We start from the raw sequence: 17,543 nt of genomic DNA on the forward strand, positions 1-17,543 counted from the left end.
CACCCGCTACGACAAGACCCGTGAGTCCTACCAGGCCACCGTCACCATCGCCTCACTCCTGCTCTGGATCTGACCCTTTGAAGACGATCTCTAGGTCCGCACGGGAATACGTCCGCTTCGGGCCGCCTCCTGGGCGCACGAAAAAGTCCCGGACCACAGGTCCGGGACTTCCTCGTGCGAGTCGAGGGCTCTAGACGGCCGCCGTCGCCGCCCGCTTCTCCGCCATCTTCTGCCGCACGATGCCGATCACTGCGAGAGCCAGCGTCAGCGCGCCGGTGGCGAGGAGCTGCTTGCGCGTGTCCGGCTGGTCCGTCATCAGGTAGAAGACGTACGCCATGGCGGCCAGCGCCACCCAGGTCAGGAACGGGAACGCCCACATCTTGATGACCAGCGACTCGGGCGCATCACGCTCGGTGCGGCGGCGCAGGATCAGCTGCGAGACGGCGATGAAGACCCAGACCATGAGGATCATCGCGCCGATCATGTTGAGCAGCCAGGGGAAGACGTCGTCCGGGCGCCAGTAGCTGAGCAGTACGCAGACGAAGCCGAAGACCGAGGAGGCGAGCACCGCGAGGCGCGGCACGCCGCCCGAGACCTTGCCGAGCGCCCGGGGGCCCTGGCCGCGCTCGATCAGGGAGTACGACATGCGCGAGGCGCCGTAGATGTTGGCGTTCATCGCGGAGAGCAGGGCGATAAGGACGATGACGTTCATGATCTCGCCCGCGGCGGGGATGCCCAGGTGGTCAAGCGTGGCGACGTACGGGCCCTTGGCGACGACCTCCTTGTTGTCCCACGGCAGCAGCGTGACGACGACGAGCATCGAGCCGACGTAGAAGACGGCGATGCGCCACATCGCGGTGCGCACGGCCTTGGCGACGCTCTTGACCGGGTTCTCGGACTCGGCGGCGGCGATCGTGACGGTCTCCAGGCCGCCGTACGCGAAGACGGAGGCGAGGAGGCCGATGATCAGGCCGTCCGTGCCGTTCGGCATGAAGCCGCCCTCACCGGTGAGGTTCTCCAGGCCGGGGGCGGAGGTGTCGGAGCCGGGCAGGATGCCGAGGATCGCGAGGACGCCGATGCCGAGGAAGAGCGTGATGGCGCCGACCTTGAGGGCGGCGAACCAGAACTCGAACTCGCCGAAGTTCTTCACGGCCGTCAGGTTCGCGCCGCAGAACACCAGCATGAAGAGGGCGACCCACGCCCACTCCGGGCTGTCGGGGAACCAGCCGACCATGATCTTCGCGGCGCCGATGCCCTCCAGGCCGACGGCGACGCAGAGCAGGAACCAGAAGCCCCACCCCGCGGTGAAGCCCGCCCAGGGGCCGATGGCCCGCTCGGCGTGGACGGAGAACGAGCCCGACGCGGGGTTCGCCGCCGACATCTCGCCCAGCATGCGCATCACGAGCATGACGAGCGCGCCGGAGACGGCGTAGGCGAGGACGATCGAGGGTCCTGCCGCGGCGATGCCCGCCCCGGAACCCACGAAGAGCCCTGCGCCGATCACGCCACCGAGGGCGATCATGGAAAGATGGCGCTGCTTGAGGCCGTGGACGAGCGGGGAGTCGGCCTTCGGTGCTGCGTCGGGTGCTGCGTCCTCAGAGGTGGACGTCCGAGCCATGGGCGTGCCCTGTTCAGTAGCCGAGACGGGGGAGAGAGCGGCCCACAGTTTGAGGTCCGGTACCGCTGACAGGGAACAGCTGACCGCTATACGGACACGACGCTCACACGTTGTGAAGATTTGTGCACATCAAGTTCATGTGTTGTTCATGCGGCCCGCGCGCCACTCCCGCAGCCCCGCGACCGCGAGGACGAGCCCCGTCGCCCCCGCCGACCACAGCAGCTGCGGCCGCGCCCCGTCGTCCGTCAGCATCAGCACGAGCACGGCGGCCATCGCGGTCAGCGCCGCCCACGTCAGGTACGGGAACGCCCACATCCGCAGCACGAGCCGCTCCGGAGCCTCTCGCTCGATGCGCCGGCGAAGGCGCAGCTGCGACACCGCGATCAGCGCCCAGACGAAGAGCAGCACCGCGCCGACCGAGTTGAGCATGTAGAGGAAGACGGAGTCCGGCCACTTCAGATTGAGGACGACCGACACGAACCCGAAGGCGACGGACGCGAGGACCGCCCGGCGCGGCACCCCGCCACCACCCGTCCTGAGCAGGGCCTTCGGCGCCTCGCCGCGCTCGGCGAGGGAGAAGACCATGCGGGAGGAGCCGTAGAGGTTGGCGTTGAGCGCCGAGAGCAGCGCCACGAACACCACGATGTTCATGATGGTCCCGGCGGACGGCACGCCGATCGAGTCGAGGACCGTGACGTACGGGCTGGCCCCGGCCTTCTGCGCCGTCCACGGCAGCACGGTCACGATGACCAGCATCGAGCCGACGTAGAAGAAGAGGATGCGGTAGACCGCGCTGCGCACCGCGCGGGCCACCGAGCGCACCGGGTCGTCGGACTCGGCCGCGGCGATCGTCACGACCTCGAGGCCGCCGAACGCGAAGACGACGGCGAGGACCCCGGAGACCACGCCCGACCAGCCGTTGGGCAGGAAGCCGCCCTGCCCGGTGAGGTTCGTGAGGCCGACCGGATCCGTGTCGGGGAGCACGCCGAAGGCCGCGAGCAGGCCGAGGACGAGGAACGCGACGATCGCGAAGACCTTCAGGGCCGCGAACCAGAACTCGAACTCGCCGAAGTTCTTCACCGAGGCGAGGTTGGCGGCGGTGAACACCACCATGAAGATCAGTACCCAGGCCCACTGCGGCACCGCGGGCGCCCAGCCGTTGGCGATCTGCGCGGCGCCGGTCGCCTCCACGGCGAGCACCACCACCAGCAGGAACCAGTAGAGCCAGCCGACGCTGAAACCGGCCCAGCGGCCGAGCGCGCGCTCCGCGTGCACGGAGAAGGAGCCCGACGCGGGCATCGCGGCCGACATCTCGCCGAGCATCCGCATCACGCACATCGCGAGCGCGCCCGCGATCAGGTACGAGACGACGATGCCGGGGCCCGCGACGGAGATCCCCGCGCCCGATCCCACGAAGAGCCCGGCGCCGATGACGCCGCCGAGGCCGAGCATGGTGAGGTGGCGCTGTTTCAGGCCGCCGGCGAGCGGTTCGCTCCGCACGTCCCCGGTGCCGGGTGCCGATCCGTCGGGCGGTGCGTCGTGCATGTCGCTCAGGCTGCTCTCGGGGTCACAGGACTTTGGGGGGACTCCACAGTCTCCCCGGGGGGTGGCCCCTCGCGCAAAACGGGCCCCTACCCCGCCGACCTCCGTGACGAGCGTCACGCCGCCCGAGGTGTACGCGGCTCTCTTTGTGCGGAGCCCACCAAGGCCCGGCCCCCGGGTTGTCACCCGGAGACCGTGTTGCCGCGCCGGGGCCTGGGATAGCGTCGACGCGTCCTCACCTGCCCACATCCCCGCGGAGTCCCCGATGAGCATCGCCGCCGCTGCCACCACCCGCCCAGGCCAGGTCCTCGCCGACCTGCTGCCCGCGTCCCGCGTGAAGGACGCGGCGCTCGTGCTCGGCGGCGCCGCGCTCACCGGCATCGCCGCCCAGATCGCGGTGCCCGTGCCGGGCTCCCCGGTGCCGGTGACCGGACAGACCTTCGCCGCGCTGCTCGTCGGCACCGCGCTCGGCGCCCGCCGCGGCTTCCTCTCGCTCGCGCTGTACGCCCTGGTGGGCATGGCCGGCATGCCGTGGTTCGCGCAGACCGGCTCCGGCGTCGCGGCGCCCTCCCTCGGCTACGTGTTCGGCATGCTGCTCACCGCCACGGTGGTCGGCGCGCTTGCCCGCCGCGGCGGCGACCGCTCCGTGCTGCGCACCGCGGGCACCATGGTCCTCGGTTCCGCGATCATCTACGCGGTCGGCGTCCCGTACCTGGCCGCCGCCACCGGCATGTCGCTCACCCAGGCCGTCGCCGCCGGGCTCACGCCGTTCCTGATCGGCGACGCACTCAAGGCCGCGCTCGCGATGGGCGCGCTGCCGACGGCGTGGAAGCTCCTCGACCGCTGAGGCCCGGTCGCTTCGGTCTTCTTCCTCTTCGAGAGTCGCTTTCCTCTTCGAGAGTCGCTGAAGCTCGACCGTCAGACCGTCACAGAACGTTGTAGTTGCGCCTGAAGAGGTTCGCCGGGTCGTACGTGGCCTTCAACGCGGCGAGCCTCTTCAGCGTTTCCGGGTCGTACAGCCCCTCGGTCCTGTCGTTGCCGCCGTAGAGGAAGTTGAGCGAGCGCCCCAGCGTCCGCGGCGCCACCCGCCCGAACGCCTCCGCGTGCAGCTCCCGCAGAGCCGCGACGTCCGTGCCGTCCAGCGGCGACAGGATCCGGATCAGCCACTGGGCCTCGCGGTGGGGCACCGCGTTCGGCGCGGGCCGGGACAGCGCCCCGCCCAGGTGGTTGATCTGCACGATCTGCATGGAGGGGGCGGCGCGGCCGGTCAGCGCGAGGATCTCGCCGGCCGCCGCGACGTCGAGGCCGCTCAGGAGCCGGTTGTCGCCGTAGTAGGCGTGCGGGAAGTCGGGGTCGCCGTGGATGGTCGGGCTCTCGGTGTACGGCATCTCCCGCAGCGTGTCCGACACGGTGGGCCCGAGCCCGCGCAGCGGCGCCACGAGCCGTTCGCCCTCGGCCGCCGAGCCGGTGGACGCCACCCGGATCTGGACGAGGTGGCGACCCTTCAGGTGCGGTGGGAGGCCGGGCAGGTCCGGGTAGACGAGCGCCGCGAGCGACGAGGTCACCTCGTCGGGCAGGGTCCGCGTCCACTCCTCGTAACCACGCAGGACGGCGGCCGGGTCGACCTCGTCGCCGTCGAACGCGAGGGCGCCCCCGTACAGCCGGGCCACCGGCACCAGACCGATCTCCAGCTCCGTGACCACCCCGAGGTTCGCACCGCCGCCGAGCAGGCCCCAGAAGAGCTCCGGGTCGCCGTCGGCCGTCACGTGGCGCGGGACGCCGTCCGCGGTGACGACGTCGAGGGAGCGGACGTGGTCGGCCGCGTACCCGAACTCGCGGCCGAGGATGCCGAGTCCGCCGCCGAGGGTGTAGGAGACGGCGCCCACGGACGGCGCCGAGCCGTTCAGCGGGGCGAGGCCGTGCGCCGCCGCGGCCTTTGCGACCTGGCCCCAGCGGGCGCCCGCGGCGATGGTCGCGGTACGCGCCCCGGGGTCGATCCGGACGGCGGCCATCCGCCGCGTGACGATCAGCACGCCGCCCTCCGAGGACCCCGGTACGCCGTGCCCGGTGGCCTGCACGCCGACGGGCAGACCGGCCTCGGCGGCGTACGACACCACGGAGACCACGTCGTCGGTGCTCGCGGCGTCGAAGACGATGGCGGGCCGCGTCGCGAAGCCGGTCTGCATTCCGGCGACCCGTTCCTCGTAGCCGGTGTCGCTCGGCAGGAAGGCGAGTCGCTGTGCGGTGTGGTCCACGGGAGCCTCCGTCAGGTGTCCGGTCCGACGGGTCCTCCGTCCGACGAGACGGAGCATCCCGCAATAACCTGACACCTGCCGTCAGCTTTTCCGGCGGGGGTGGGTCAGGCGTCGACCTGGTCTACCGGAGCCTTCGCGGCCGGGTCCGTGCCCGCCGCGTCCCGGGGCCGCACCTTCTCCCGCACCAGCGAGAACGCCACCACGAACGCGGCGGCGAGGAGCGAGAGCAGCACCTGCTTGCGGCCGGCCTCGTCGGTCAGCATGTAGACGAGCACGAACGAGATCATCGCGATCGTGACCCACGTCAGGTACGGGAAGAGCCACATCTTCACGACGAGCTTCTCCGGCTCCTCGCGCAGGATGATCCCGCGCATCCGCAGCTGAGTGAAGCTGATCATCAGCCAGACGAAGAGGGCCACCGCGCCCGAGGAGTTGAGCAGGAAGTCGAAGACGGTGTCCTTCCACTGGTAGTTGAACCAGACGGCGACGAAACCGAAGACGACGGAGCCGAGGATGGCGGCCTGCGGCACGCCGCGGGAGTTGGTGCGCGCGAACGCCTTGGGCGCGTCACCGCGCTGCCCGAGCGAGAACGCCATGCGCGATGCCGTGTAGAGCCCGGAGTTGAGGCAGGAGAGCACGGCGGTGAGGACGATGACGTTCATGACCTGGCCGGCGTGCGGGATGCCGATCGAGTTGAGCGCGGCGACGTACGAACCGTCGTCGGTGATCGACTTGGCGTTCCACGGGAGCAGCGTGATCACGACGAAGATCGAGCCCAGGTAGAAGACGCCGATGCGCCAAATGACGCTGTTCGTCGCCTTGGTGACCGCGCGCTGCGGGTCCTCGGACTCACCGGCGGCCAGTGTGACGATCTCGCTGCCCATGAAGGAGAAGACGACCATCAGCACACCGGTGAGGATGGCGCCCGCGCCCTTGGGCATGAAGCCGCCCGCATCGGTGAGGTGCGCGAATCCGTCGCCGGGGTTGTCGGAGCCGGGCAGCACGCCGAAGACGGCGAGCAGGCCGATGATCACGAAGCCGCCGATGGCGACGACCTTGATGCCGGCGAACCAGAACTCGAACTCGCCGTAGGAGCCCACCGAGACGAGGTTCGTCGCGGTGAGTACGACCATCACGATGAGCGCCCAGCCCCACTGCGGGACGGCCGGCACCCAGCCGTTGAGGATCACCGCGCCCGCGGTGGCCTCCACCGCGAGGACGACGACCCAGAAGAACCAGTACAGCCAGCCGATGGAGAAGCCGGCCCAGCGGCCGAGCGCCTGGTCGGCGTAGGTGGAGAAGGAGCCGGAGGCGGGCCGTGCGGCGGCCATCTCGCCGAGCATCCGCATCACGAGGACGACCATCGTGCCGACGAGGGCGTACGAGATGAGGATGGCGGGCCCGGCGGCGGCGATGCCGGAACTGGAACCGACGAAGAGGCCCGCACCGATCACGCCACCGATGGCGATCATGGAGAGGTGGCGGTTCTTGAGACCCGCTTTCAGGCCGTCGCCGGTGTCACCGCTGCCGCCAGACCGCGGTTCCCCAGGGGATGAGGGGGTGCTGTCTGCCTTCGCAAGGGAGGGTTGCGAGGTCATGAACGAATCCTTAAGTTCTCGGGTCGCGAGCCCCCGCATTCAAACTCAGGGGCGAACGGGACGGAAGTCCTGAATCCGTATCGTTGTATTCCGGCCAAAGGCCTGGACCAAGGTCCCGACCTGGGACATCAAGGACCCGCCCCGGTCGCGGCTACCCGGCGCCCGGCGTGCCACACTCGGACCCATGCGCGTGTACCTCGGCTCGGATCATGCCGGCTACGAACTCAAGAACCACTTGGTCGAATGGCTCAAGAGCCACGGCCACGAGCCCGTCGACTGCGGGCCCCACATCTATGACGCCCAGGACGACTACCCGCCGTTCTGCCTCCGCGCCGCGGAGAAGACGGCGGCGGACCCCGAGTCGCTCGGCATCGTGATCGGCGGCTCCGGCAACGGCGAGCAGATCGCCGCGAACAAGGTGAAGGGCGTGCGGGCGGCTCTCGCCTGGAGCGAGCAGACCGCGGCGCTCGGGCGCGAGCACAACGACGCCAACGTGATCTCCATCGGTGGCCGGATGCACACGCGGGAAGAGGCGACCAAGTTCGTCGAGATCTTCCTCGCGACGCCGTACTCGGGTGAGGAGCGTCACACCCGCCGCATCGAGATGCTCTCGGCGTACGAGGAGACGGGCGAGCTGCCCGCGATCCCCGCTCACCACCCCCAGCCGTAGCGAGGCCACGGGGCTCCGCCCCGAACCCCGCTCCTCAAACGCCGGAGGGGCTGATTCCGCAGCCCCTCCGCACTCCCGGAGGAACACCGTGCCTGAGGGGCACACCATTCACCGGCTCGCTCAGGACCACCTCGCACGGTTCGCCGGGCGCCCCGCGACGGTCCACAGCCCGCAGGGCAAGTTCAGCGACAGCGCCGCCCTCCTCACCGGCCAGGTGATGGACACCGCGGAGGCCCACGGCAAGCACCTCTTCCTCGGCTTCGCCGACACCGGCTGGATCCACATCCACCTCGGCCTCTTCGGCAAGTACACCCTCGGCGAGACCCCCGCCCCGCCCCCCACGGACACCGTCCGCCTGCGCCTCCTGAATGACGCGTACCACTCCGACCTGCGCGGCCCCACCACCTGCGCCCTCATCACGGACGACGAGAAGCGCGCGATACACGACCGGCTCGGCCCCGACCCGCTCCGGGCGGCCGACGGCCCCGGGAAGGCCTACCGCCGCGTCTCCCGCAGCCGCACCACCATCGCCGCACTCCTCATGGACCAGAAGGTCATCGCGGGCGTCGGCAACGTCTACCGCGCGGAGGTCCTCTTCCGGCACGGCATCGACCCGTACACCCCGGGCAAGGACATCACCGAGGCGCAGTGGAACGCGATCTGGGCGGACCTCGTCGAGCTGATGCGCGAGGGCGTCAGGCTCAACCGCATCGACACCGTCAGGCCCGAGCACACGCCCGAGGCGATGGGCCGCCCGCCGCGCGTCGACGACCACGGCGGCGAGGTGTACGTCTACCGCAGGGCGAACCAGCCCTGCCATCTCTGCGGCGGCGAGATCCGCACCGCAGGCCTCGCGGCACGCAACCTCTTCTGGTGCCCGAACTGCCAGCGCCCGGCCGTGGAATGAGCAAGAGCCGCCACGCAGGCCCTGGCTAGAACCCGTGCGGCAGCCAAGGCGCCACGTCCGAGCCGAAGGCCACCGACGCCTCGGTCAGCGCCCCCTGCCGCAGCTCCCGCACCCGGCCCGCCGCCGCCAGCGACGTGAGGGGCACACCGCCGAGGTAGGCGGCGCCCAACTCCTGTATGGGCAGGGCGAGGTCGGCCGCGTCCTCGGTGCGCTCGCAGGAGGCGCCCTTGGCGTCGCCGGTGAGCCGCCAACGGCCCTCGTTCCAGGGGCAGAAGGCGTCCTCGACCTCGAACACCACGTCCAGGGGAGTCTGGTACGTACGGGCCTCCAGCGCCGCGCCCACATCCACGAGCCGCACGTGCAGCGAGTCCCGCACCGTGACGTCGCAGCGGCGGATGTCGGAGACCAGCCACAGCAGCGCGTCGTCCACCGGACGGTTGCGGACGACGACCGACGTCGTCAGGTCGATGCCGAACAGGAACCGCCACAGCGCCGCGTTGGCCGCCGGATCCAGGGCCTCCAGATCGCGCAGCTGGACCACGCCCTTGGGGCCCTTCCACTCCCACTCGGGCTTCACGGCGAACCGCGCGTATCCGACGAGTTCACCGGCCCGTTCGGCGACCACGCACTGCAGCGGTGAGGCGCCGCCCCGCTCGCTCGGCGGGTCGAGGAGCCCGAGGCGCTCCCAGCCCGGCTGCCGGGCCAGCATGCCCGGACGCTCCGTCACCCGGCGTGCGTAGAGCGCCTCGCACGCGTCGTGGACTTCGGCGGGCTTCGCGTACCGAAGATGTACGTCGTCCACGCCCGCGGGGAGGGACAGACCGACCCGGGTCGTATCGATGTCGGCCTTCATCTGGCGGGTGGCCGCGCCGTACCCGAACCGGCCGTAGATGGCCGGCTCCGACGCGGTGAGCACGGCCACCGACTCGCCCCGCGCGCGTACGTCGTCCAGCTGCCGCCGCATCATCGACGTCAGGATCCCGCGCCGCCGGTGCGTGGCACTGACGCCGACCATCGTCACGCCCGCCGCGTCCACCAGGGCGCCTCCCGGCACCGCGAGACGGAAGGAGAACGCCCCCGCCGTCCCCACGCACGTCTCCCCGTCCCACACGCCGAGCGACCGGTCGAACTCGGCGAGCGTGCGCCACAGTTCCTGCTCCTCGCGCGATTCGGCGACACCGCCGAACGCGAGCTCCAGCGCCTCGTACCACGTCTCCCAGTCGGCCTCGCCAAGGACCCGTACGTCTGTTGTCATATGCCATGACTACCAGGGCGATACGCCGGTCGCGACAGGATTTCCGGGCTCCGCGCGGCCCGTCGCCCGCCGTCCCCGCGATGCCTCTGACGGGGGACAAGTGGGACCTCCCGTGCGAAGTGCGCGGCCCGCTGGATAAGGTCCACGAGCAATGGCGGTACGAAGAGAAGGGCGCGCACGGCGCGAGCGGGGCGAGCGGCGTGCGGAAGCCGATACGTTCACGGCCCGGATGAAGAAGCGGCTGCACCGGGTCCGTATCGTGCTGCGCAAATCCGGGGTCGACTACTTCCGCGGCGACGGCTCCGACTGGGTCGCCCTCGCCGGTCTCCTCCTGACCGTCCCTGTCATCACCGTCTGCACGATCGTCAACAACGTCTGGTGCTCACCGGCCGCGCTCGTCCTGCCGATCGTCGCGGGCGGCCTGCTCCTGCGCCCCGCCAGCCTCCTCGGCCTGTACGCGGCGTCGGCGGTGGCCCTCATCGTGGAGTCGGTCCAGCTCGGCCCGTACCCGGAAGGCGTCTCCCGGGTCACGCCGGGCACCGTCCTCGTGGTCGCCGCCTGCGGCTTCTTCGGCCTGCTCATCGCCCAGTTCCGCAGCCGGGTCGGCGTGCCCTGGCGCGGCGGCGGCACGATGCTCTTCGACCTGCGCGAACGCATCCGCGTCCAGAGCAAGTTGCCGAGGCTGCCGCGCGGCTGGCACCGCGAGATGGCGCTGCGCCCGGCCGGCGGCCAGTCCTTCTCCGGTGACTTCGTGGTCGCCGCCCGGACGAACGGCGGGCGCACCCTGGAGGCCGTGCTCACCGACGTCTCGGGCAAGGGCATGGACGCGGGGTCGCGGGCGCTGCTGCTCTCGGGGGCGTTCGGCGGCCTGCTCGGCTCCCTGCCCCCGCACGCCTTCCTGCCCGCCGCCAACGGCTATCTGCTCCGCCAGGACTGGGACGAGGGCTTCGCGACCTCCATCCACCTCGTCCTCGACCTGGAGACCGGCGACTACGAACTCTTCTCGGCCGGCCACCCGCCGGGCCTCCAGCTCAGCGCGGGCAGCGGCCGCTGGGAGGAGAAGACGGGCCAGGGCCCGCTCCTCGGGGTGTACGACGGTGCGCAGTTCGACCCCGTCAAGGGCGTCCTGCGCCCCGGCGACGTCCTCATGCTCTTCACGGACGGCCTGGTCGAGACCTCCGACCGCGACATCGCCGAGGGCATGGACCGGCTGACCGGAGAGGCCGACAGGTACGTCGCCGGGGGCTTCCACGGCGCGGCCTGGCACCTCATCGAGGCGGTCGCGAAGGACGTGAACGACGACAGGGCGCTGCTGTTGATCTGCCGGGAGGCGTGAGCGGACCGGCTTGTGCGGAGCCGGGGCCCGACGGCACCGGCTCCGACACCGCATGAGCACCGCCGCCCGGCAGGACCCGCGCCAGCCACTCCGACCGTCCCGCCGCCAGCGGTCCGAGGACCGCGAGGAGCAGTACGTATCCCGCGATGAAGGGGGAGAGCCGCTCGTCGAGGCCCGCGCCCGCCGCCATCGTCGCGAGGATCAGGGCGAACTCGCCGCGGGCGAGCAGCGTGGTGGAGATGTTCGCCGCGGGGCCCGCACCGAAGCCGTACACGCGCGCCGCGCCAAGACCGGCGAGGACGTTCATCGCCAGCGTCACCGCGACCGCGGCGAGTACCGGCCACACCACCACCGGCAGGTCACCGGGGTCGATGGAGAGTCCGAACGCGAAGAAGAAGATCGCCCCGAAGGCGTCCCGCAGCGGATGCACCAGCTTGCGGACGCGCTCGCCGGACGCCGTGCTGCCGACCATCAGGCCGACCATGAACGCGCCGATCGCGTCGGCGACGCCGAACCACTCCGAGACCCCGGCGACGAAGACCGCCGCTCCGAGGAAGGAGATGACGAGGAGTTCGTCGTCCCGGGTGTCCATGAGCCGCCCGACGACCTTCGTGCCGAAGCGGGCGACGAGGGCGAGCAGCAGCAGGAAGCCGAACGCCTTGCCGCCGTCCATGACGGCCGCCGCGAGGCTGTCGGCGCCGGACAGGACGGGCTGCAGGGCCGCCAGGTAGAGCGCGAGGAAGATGTCCTCGACGACGATGATGCCGAGGATCGGCTTGGTCTCGGGGTTGCCGAGCCGGCCCGTGTCGACCAGGACCTTCGTGACGATCGCGGAGGACGAGATGCCGAGCACCCCGGCGAGGACCAGCGCTTCGGAGGTGCCCCAGCCGAGCGCGAATCCGAAGCCAAGGCCTGCGCCGACGTTCAGGGCGAGGTAGGTGCCTCCGGCGAGCGCCATCCTGCGGCCGCCCGTCTTGAGGTCGTCCAGGTGGAACTCGAGGCCCAGGTAGAAGAGCAGCAGGACCAGGCCGAGCGCCGAGAGCATCTCCAGGTCGTGCGGGTCGGAGACCAGGACGACGCCGGGGGTGTGGGGGCCGAGGAGGATCCCGGCCAGGATGAAGAGGGGGATCGTGGGGAGTCCGATGCGGCCGCCGAGGCGGGCGAGGACGGCGGCGGCGAGGAAGGCGCCGCCCATGGCTATCAAGGTGTCTGCGTGTCCGATGGGCCCGTTCCTCCTGTGGGGTCGGTGCGAGTCGGCAGGGCGAAATAGGCGCCCTTGGCAAAGGAATCGTCAAGAACGCGTCAATACTTAGGTTACCAAACGACCGGCGCGGCCCTTTTCCGTACGACCGGGGTGGGGTTCTCCCCACCCCGCGTTCGCCAGCCGTCCTCATGGTCGCGAGGGCCCCCGGATCCGTACGTTCGAGACATCGATCAGGACGTACGAACGGAAGGCGGGCACAGCCATGGGGCTGCGACGGAAGAACCGGGCCGAACAGGGCACGAAGGCGGCCACGATGCCTCCGATGCCGAGCGGCCGGCCCGGTGACTGGGCCGTCGAACTGCGCGGAGTCCGTCGGCAGTACGGCCGCGGCCCGGGTGCCGTGCACGCCCTCGCCGGCATCGACCTCGCCCTGCCCCGCGGCAGCTTCACCGCCGTCATGGGCCCCTCGGGATCCGGCAAGTCCACCTTCCTGCAGTGTGCGGCGGGCCTGGACCGGCCGAGCGCCGGCACCGTCCACCTCGGCGGCACCGAGATCACCGGCATGAGCGAGAACAAGCTCACCGCCCTGCGCCGCACCCGCCTCGGCTTCGTCTTCCAGGCCTTCAACCTGCTGCCTTCGCTGACCGTCGAGCAGAACGTCGTCCTGCCGATGCGCCTCGCGGGCCACCGCCCCGACCGCCGCAAGGCCGCCGAGATGCTGGCCCGCGTCGGCCTCGGCGACAAGGGGCGCCGCCGCCCCGGACAGCTCTCCGGCGGCCAGCAGCAGCGCGTCGCCATCGCCCGCGCCCTGGTCACCGAACCCGACGTGATCTTCGCCGACGAACCGACCGGCGCCCTGGACACCACCACCGCCACCGAGATCCTCGGCCTGCTCCGCTCGGCCGTCGACGGGATGAACGCCACCGTCGTCATGGTCACCCACGACCCGGCCGCCGCGGCCTACGCCGACCGCGTCCTCTTCCTCGCCGACGGCTCCATCGTCGACCACCTGGAGCGTGCCTCCGCCGCGCGGATCGCCGACCGGATGACGACCCTGACCGTCCCGGCGTACGCGGGGGTGGCCGCGTAATGGCGTACGCGCCCAACGGACTCGCCCGCGCGGCCGTCCGCTTCAAACCCGCCGCCTTCGCTGGCACCTTCGTCGCCCTGATGATGGCCTCGCTGATCGTGGCCGCCTGCGGCATCCTCCTGGAGACGGGGGTGCGCGCCTCCGTGCCGCCCACCCGCTACGCGGGCGCCCCCGTGGTCGCCGCCGCCGACCAGTCCGCCCACTTCGTCACCGGCAGCGGCGACAGCAAGTCCGAGACGGACACACCGCTGCCCGACCGGGCGCGGATCGACGGCTCCCTGGTCGCCGAGGCCGGTGCGGTGCCCGGCGCGCGTACCGCCGTCCCCGACGTCACCTTCCCCGTCCGCTCCGGCGACAAGGGCGTCACCGCGCACGGCTGGGGCGCCACCGCCTTCACCGGCGAGAAGCTGACGGCGGGCCGTGCCCCGCACCCCGGCGAGGTCGTCCTCGCCGCGCCCGGCGCCGCCGTCGGCGACCGCACCACGCTCACCACGGCGGACGGGCCGCGCGACTTCCGGGTCTCCGGCACCGTGCGCACCGCGGACGCCCCGCCCACCGCCTGGTTCGCCGACTCCGAGGCCGTCCGCCTCTCCGGCCACCCGGGCCGCATCGACGCCATCGCCGTCCTGCCCAAGGCGGGCGTCTCGCCGGACACCCTGAAGGCGCAGGTGGCAAAGGCGCTCGGCGACAGGGCCACCGTCCACACCGGCGACGACCGCAGCGCCGCCGAAGGCTCCGAACTCGCCTACGCCAAGGACATGCTGACCGGCCTCGGCGGCTCCTTCGGCGGCATCGCCACCCTGACCGCCGTGTTCACCGCCGCGGGTACCGTCGCCCTCTCCGTCGGCCAGCGCGCCCGCGAGTACGCGCTCCTGCGCGCCATCGGCACCACCCCGCGCCAGATCCGCCGCACCATCGCCACCGAGACCCTGCTCGTCGCGCCCTTCGCGGGAGCGATCGGCGTGCTCCCCGGGATCGCCCTGGCCAACTGGTGGTTCGGCCGGCTCAAGGAGAAGGGCGCGATCCCCGGGGCCGTGGACCTGTCGGTCTCCTTCATCCCGCTCGTCTCCGCCATCGGCGTCGCCGTCCTCACGGCGCTCGGCGCCGGATACCTCGCCGCCCGCCGCCCCTCCCGCATCAAGCCCGGCCAGGCGCTGAGCGAGGCCTCCGTGGAGCGGGCGGGCCCCGGCTGGATCCGTACACCGCTCGGCGTCGCCGCGGCGGTCGGCGGCGTCGTCTTCGCCGGGTTCGCCGCGAACAACACCGGCGAGGACGCGGCGAACGCGGCGCTCGGCGTCATCATGCTCTTCATGCTCGCCGTGGCCCTGCTCGGCCCGCTGGTGGCCCGCGGCTGCGCCGCCCTGTTCGGGCTCCCGCTGCGCGGCGCGGGCGCGTCCGCCTCGCTCGCGGCCGCCAACTCCCGTACGAACGCCCGGCGGCTGGCCTCCGCGATCACCCCCATCGTGCTCGCCATGGCCTTCTCCTCCGTCCTCGTCTTCATGCACACCAGCGAGGACCGCGTCGCCGCCGACCAGCAGCGCGCGGGCATCACCGCGGACCACATCGTCAGCCGCGAGGCGGGACTCGCCCCGGGCGAGGTGACGAAGGCGGCCCACGCCGACGGCGTCACCGCGGCCGTCGGCCTGCTCAAGACGTCCGTCCTCGTCCCGGTGGGCTCGGGCGGCGACCGCTGGCTGGAGTCCGCGTCGGCGCAGGGCGTCACCGGCTCCGCCGCCGACCTCGCAGAGGTCCAGGACCTGAAGGTCGAGACGGGCGCCCTCGCACTCGGCAGGGGCGAGGTCGCCGTCGACACCCGCCTCGCCGACTCCGCGCATGTGAAGACCGGCGAGCGCATCGACGTCCGCCTGCCCGACGGCACCAAGGCGTCGCCGAAGGTCGTGGCGACGTACGGCAGGGGTCTTGGCCTCTCCCAGGTGACCATGGCCGCCGCCGACCTGAAGCAGCACGTCACCTCGTCCTTCACCCAGGAGATCTGGGCGAAGGGGGGCTCCGCGCAGGCCCTCGCGGGACTCGGCACCCTGCGGGACCGCGACGGTTACGCCACCGCCCAGTCCATGGACCGCGAACTCAACGCCTGGGCCAACACCACGATGGCGGCCGTGCTCGGCGGCTTCGCGGCCGTCGCCGCCGTCAACACCCTGGTGATGACGGTCCTCGACCGCCGCCGCGAACTCGGCACGCTCCGCCTGATCGGCTCCACCCGCCGCCAGGTCATGCGGATGATCCGCTGGGAGGCGCTGCTCGTCGCCTGCGCGGGCATCGTCATCGGCTCGGCCATCGCCCTGGCGACCCTCGTCCCGATGATGAACGGCCTGACCGGCGAGGCCCCGTACGTCCCCCCGCTGGTCTACGGCTCGTTCGTGGCCGCGATCCTGACCCTGGGCCTGGCCTCGGCGACGATCCCGGCGAGGGCGGCGTTGCGGGCCAGGTGATGCAGCTCTTGGGGGTCCCCAGGAAGCCGAACAATGACAAGGGCGCGCCTGACGGAGAAGTACACCGTCAGGCGCGCCCTGTCGCGGCTGCAGCGCGTCGCGCTACGTGGCCCTGGTCCGCTCCCTGGCCAGCGCCGCCGCGTCCCGCTTGAACGCCCACTCCATCTTGGGCTCCATCGCGAAACGGAACATCCGCTGTACCGGTGGCGTGCACAGGAGGGTCACCACGGTCGCGGCGACCACGGTCACGAAGATCTCGCCGGCCGGCCGGTGCAGCCAGTCGTAGGTGTCGAACCAGCCCCAGAAGCGGGAGCCCTTGGCGAGGAAGCCGTGCAGCAGGTAGCCGTACAGCGTGCCGGCGCCGAGGACCGTGAACCACATCTTGCGGCGCGGCACCCACGCGAAGAAGCACGCGGTGAGCACCACCGAGCAGCCGAAGAGCGCCAGCGTCATCACGATGCCGACCCACCACGGGACGCCCAACTCCTGGGCGCTGTCCCGGCGGTAGAACCACACGGAGGTCATCCGGGGCGCCGCCCAGTACGCGAGGACGAGCGCGGCGGCGAAGACCGGCACCGACAGGATCCGCACCTCACGGCGGCGCACCAGCTGGAAGTACTCGGGCTTCATGAAGAGGCCGAGTACGAAGAACGGCATGAACTGCAGTACGCGCTGCAGGTCGAGGTCGTCGCCGATGTCGGGTGAGATCACGGCGAGCATGGCGATGGCCAGGGCGAGCGGCACGGGCCAGCGCACGATCTTCCACAGCGGCACGGTGAGCCGCCACACGAAGAGCGCCACCAGGAACCAGGTGAGGTACCAGGGGTCGAGCAGACTGATCGGCTGGCCGGGGTCGTCGTCCGCCCAGCGCTTGAACAGGGAGTACGCGACCTCGAAGATGACGTACGGCACGGCCACGCCGGTGACGAGCCGCTTGAGGCGGTCGGGCCGCATGTCGAAGCTGCGCGAGAAGTAGCCGGAGATCAGGATGAACGCGGGCATGTGGAAGGTGTAGACGGTCATGTACAGCGCCTCGGCGGCGCGGCTGTGATCCGTCAGGGGTTCCCATGCGTGGGCCATCGCCACGAGGACGATCGCCAGGTACTTGGCGTTGTCGAAGAACGCGTCGCGCTGCTTGGCGGGCTTCGATCCGCTCGGGGTGGTGCGGTGGCCGCTCGTGGTGGGGGTCGTGGCGGCCTGCGGGATCGGATGGTGGGCGCGGGGAGTCGGGACTCCGGCCGCCGGCACCTGGGCCGGGGGGAGCGGCGCCCGGTGGCGTCCGTGCGGGTGCACCGAGTTGGTCACAGGCCCTCCCACCAAGAGCTCGGTGGGACGCCCCGGGACCGCACTGCGCCTGCGGGGGTGGTGGCAGTGTGGAACATCTGAGGCACCCTAGCCGCGCCCCGGCGATTTCGTAAAACCCTCGTCACTAACGGCATCGCAATCTCTGTCAATGACGGAGCGGAATCCCGTTTAAGGGCTGTGGAGCACTCGGGATTCGCCCGAGTCGACAAAGAGATGCGGCGATGTTCTGCCCTGTACGTCACAACTCATCCGGTTTAAATGGTGCATAACGTCTGCGGGCGACTCCGGTGGAATGTCCGGTTGGCCGGAG

At 71.3% G+C, this 17,543-nt stretch carries 13 protein-coding genes; 6 read left to right on the plus strand and 7 right to left on the minus strand.

Annotation, left to right across the window (positions count from 1 at the left end; all coding sequences use genetic code 11):
* Window positions 1-190: 190 nt before the first annotated feature.
* Both AC07DI_RS19070 and AC07DI_RS19075 read right to left on the minus strand, forming a co-directional pair.
* Window positions 191-1,618 carry an amino acid permease gene (locus AC07DI_RS19070; protein ID WP_478905314.1) on the minus strand — a complete coding sequence of 476 codons (1,428 nt, stop codon included), beginning with the start codon at window positions 1,616-1,618 and terminating at the stop codon, window positions 191-193.
* A 135-nt stretch (window positions 1,619-1,753) separates the two neighbouring features.
* The gene (locus AC07DI_RS19075) at window positions 1,754-3,163 is read right to left on the minus strand and encodes an amino acid permease (protein ID WP_478905315.1); all 1,410 of its coding nucleotides are present in this window, start codon (window positions 3,161-3,163) and stop codon (window positions 1,754-1,756) included.
* A gap of 262 nt (window positions 3,164-3,425) precedes the next feature.
* Here AC07DI_RS19075 and AC07DI_RS19080 point away from each other — a divergent pair, with 262 nt between their 5' ends.
* Window positions 3,426-4,007, plus strand: a complete 582-nt coding sequence (locus tag AC07DI_RS19080; protein ID WP_478905316.1) for a biotin transporter BioY — start codon at window positions 3,426-3,428, stop codon at window positions 4,005-4,007.
* Window positions 4,008-4,086: 79 nt separating this feature from the next.
* Here AC07DI_RS19080 and AC07DI_RS19085 read toward each other — a convergent pair whose 3' ends face one another.
* Both AC07DI_RS19085 and AC07DI_RS19090 read right to left on the minus strand, forming a co-directional pair.
* Complete coding sequence (locus AC07DI_RS19085) at window positions 4,087-5,346, minus strand: FAD-binding oxidoreductase (RefSeq protein WP_478905546.1); 1,260 nt, start codon at window positions 5,344-5,346, stop codon at window positions 4,087-4,089.
* Window positions 5,347-5,519: 173 nt separating this feature from the next.
* Window positions 5,520-7,013 carry an amino acid permease gene (locus AC07DI_RS19090; protein WP_478905317.1) on the minus strand — a complete coding sequence of 498 codons (1,494 nt, stop codon included), beginning with the start codon at window positions 7,011-7,013 and terminating at the stop codon, window positions 5,520-5,522.
* Window positions 7,014-7,197: 184 nt separating this feature from the next.
* Here AC07DI_RS19090 and AC07DI_RS19095 point away from each other — a divergent pair, with 184 nt between their 5' ends.
* Together AC07DI_RS19095 and AC07DI_RS19100 are read left to right on the plus strand one after the other, a co-directional pair.
* Window positions 7,198-7,683, plus strand: a complete 486-nt coding sequence (locus AC07DI_RS19095; RefSeq protein WP_384257461.1) for a ribose-5-phosphate isomerase — start codon at window positions 7,198-7,200, stop codon at window positions 7,681-7,683.
* 88 nt (window positions 7,684-7,771) lie between these two features.
* On the plus strand, window positions 7,772-8,590 hold the full coding sequence (locus AC07DI_RS19100) for an Fpg/Nei family DNA glycosylase (RefSeq protein WP_478905318.1): 819 nt from the start codon (window positions 7,772-7,774) through the stop codon (window positions 8,588-8,590).
* 25 nt (window positions 8,591-8,615) lie between these two features.
* On the opposite strand, the gene AC07DI_RS19105 is transcribed toward AC07DI_RS19100, so the two are convergent.
* Window positions 8,616-9,845 carry a GNAT family N-acetyltransferase gene (locus AC07DI_RS19105; RefSeq protein WP_478905319.1) on the minus strand — a complete coding sequence of 410 codons (1,230 nt, stop codon included), beginning with the start codon at window positions 9,843-9,845 and terminating at the stop codon, window positions 8,616-8,618.
* Window positions 9,846-9,996: 151 nt separating this feature from the next.
* On the opposite strand from AC07DI_RS19105, the gene AC07DI_RS19110 reads away from it, so the two are divergent.
* Window positions 9,997-11,181: a PP2C family protein-serine/threonine phosphatase gene (locus tag AC07DI_RS19110; protein ID WP_478905320.1), complete on the plus strand. Its 1,185-nt coding sequence runs from the start codon at window positions 9,997-9,999 to the stop codon at window positions 11,179-11,181.
* Here AC07DI_RS19110 and AC07DI_RS19115 read toward each other — a convergent pair.
* The gene (locus AC07DI_RS19115; protein ID WP_384257473.1) at window positions 11,114-12,376 is read right to left on the minus strand and encodes a cation:proton antiporter; all 1,263 of its coding nucleotides are present in this window, start codon (window positions 12,374-12,376) and stop codon (window positions 11,114-11,116) included. The two genes, AC07DI_RS19110 and AC07DI_RS19115, sit on opposite strands and share 68 nt — an antisense overlap.
* A 322-nt stretch (window positions 12,377-12,698) precedes the next feature.
* Here AC07DI_RS19115 and AC07DI_RS19120 point away from each other — a divergent pair, with 322 nt between their 5' ends.
* Both AC07DI_RS19120 and AC07DI_RS19125 read left to right on the plus strand, forming a co-directional pair.
* On the plus strand, window positions 12,699-13,475 hold the full coding sequence (locus AC07DI_RS19120) for an ABC transporter ATP-binding protein (protein ID WP_384257561.1): 777 nt from the start codon (window positions 12,699-12,701) through the stop codon (window positions 13,473-13,475).
* Window positions 13,475-15,928, plus strand: a complete 2,454-nt coding sequence (locus AC07DI_RS19125; protein WP_478905321.1) for an ABC transporter permease — start codon at window positions 13,475-13,477, stop codon at window positions 15,926-15,928. The genes AC07DI_RS19120 and AC07DI_RS19125 overlap by 1 nt, the downstream gene beginning before the upstream one ends.
* Before the next feature lie 102 nt (window positions 15,929-16,030).
* Here AC07DI_RS19125 and AC07DI_RS19130 read toward each other — a convergent pair whose 3' ends face one another.
* Entirely contained in the window at window positions 16,031-17,233 is a 1,203-nt protein-coding gene (locus AC07DI_RS19130; RefSeq protein WP_384257479.1) for an acyltransferase family protein, read from the minus strand.
* Window positions 17,234-17,543: the final 310 nt, after the last annotated feature.

This window comes from Streptomyces sp. NPDC044106, assembly GCF_056433985.1.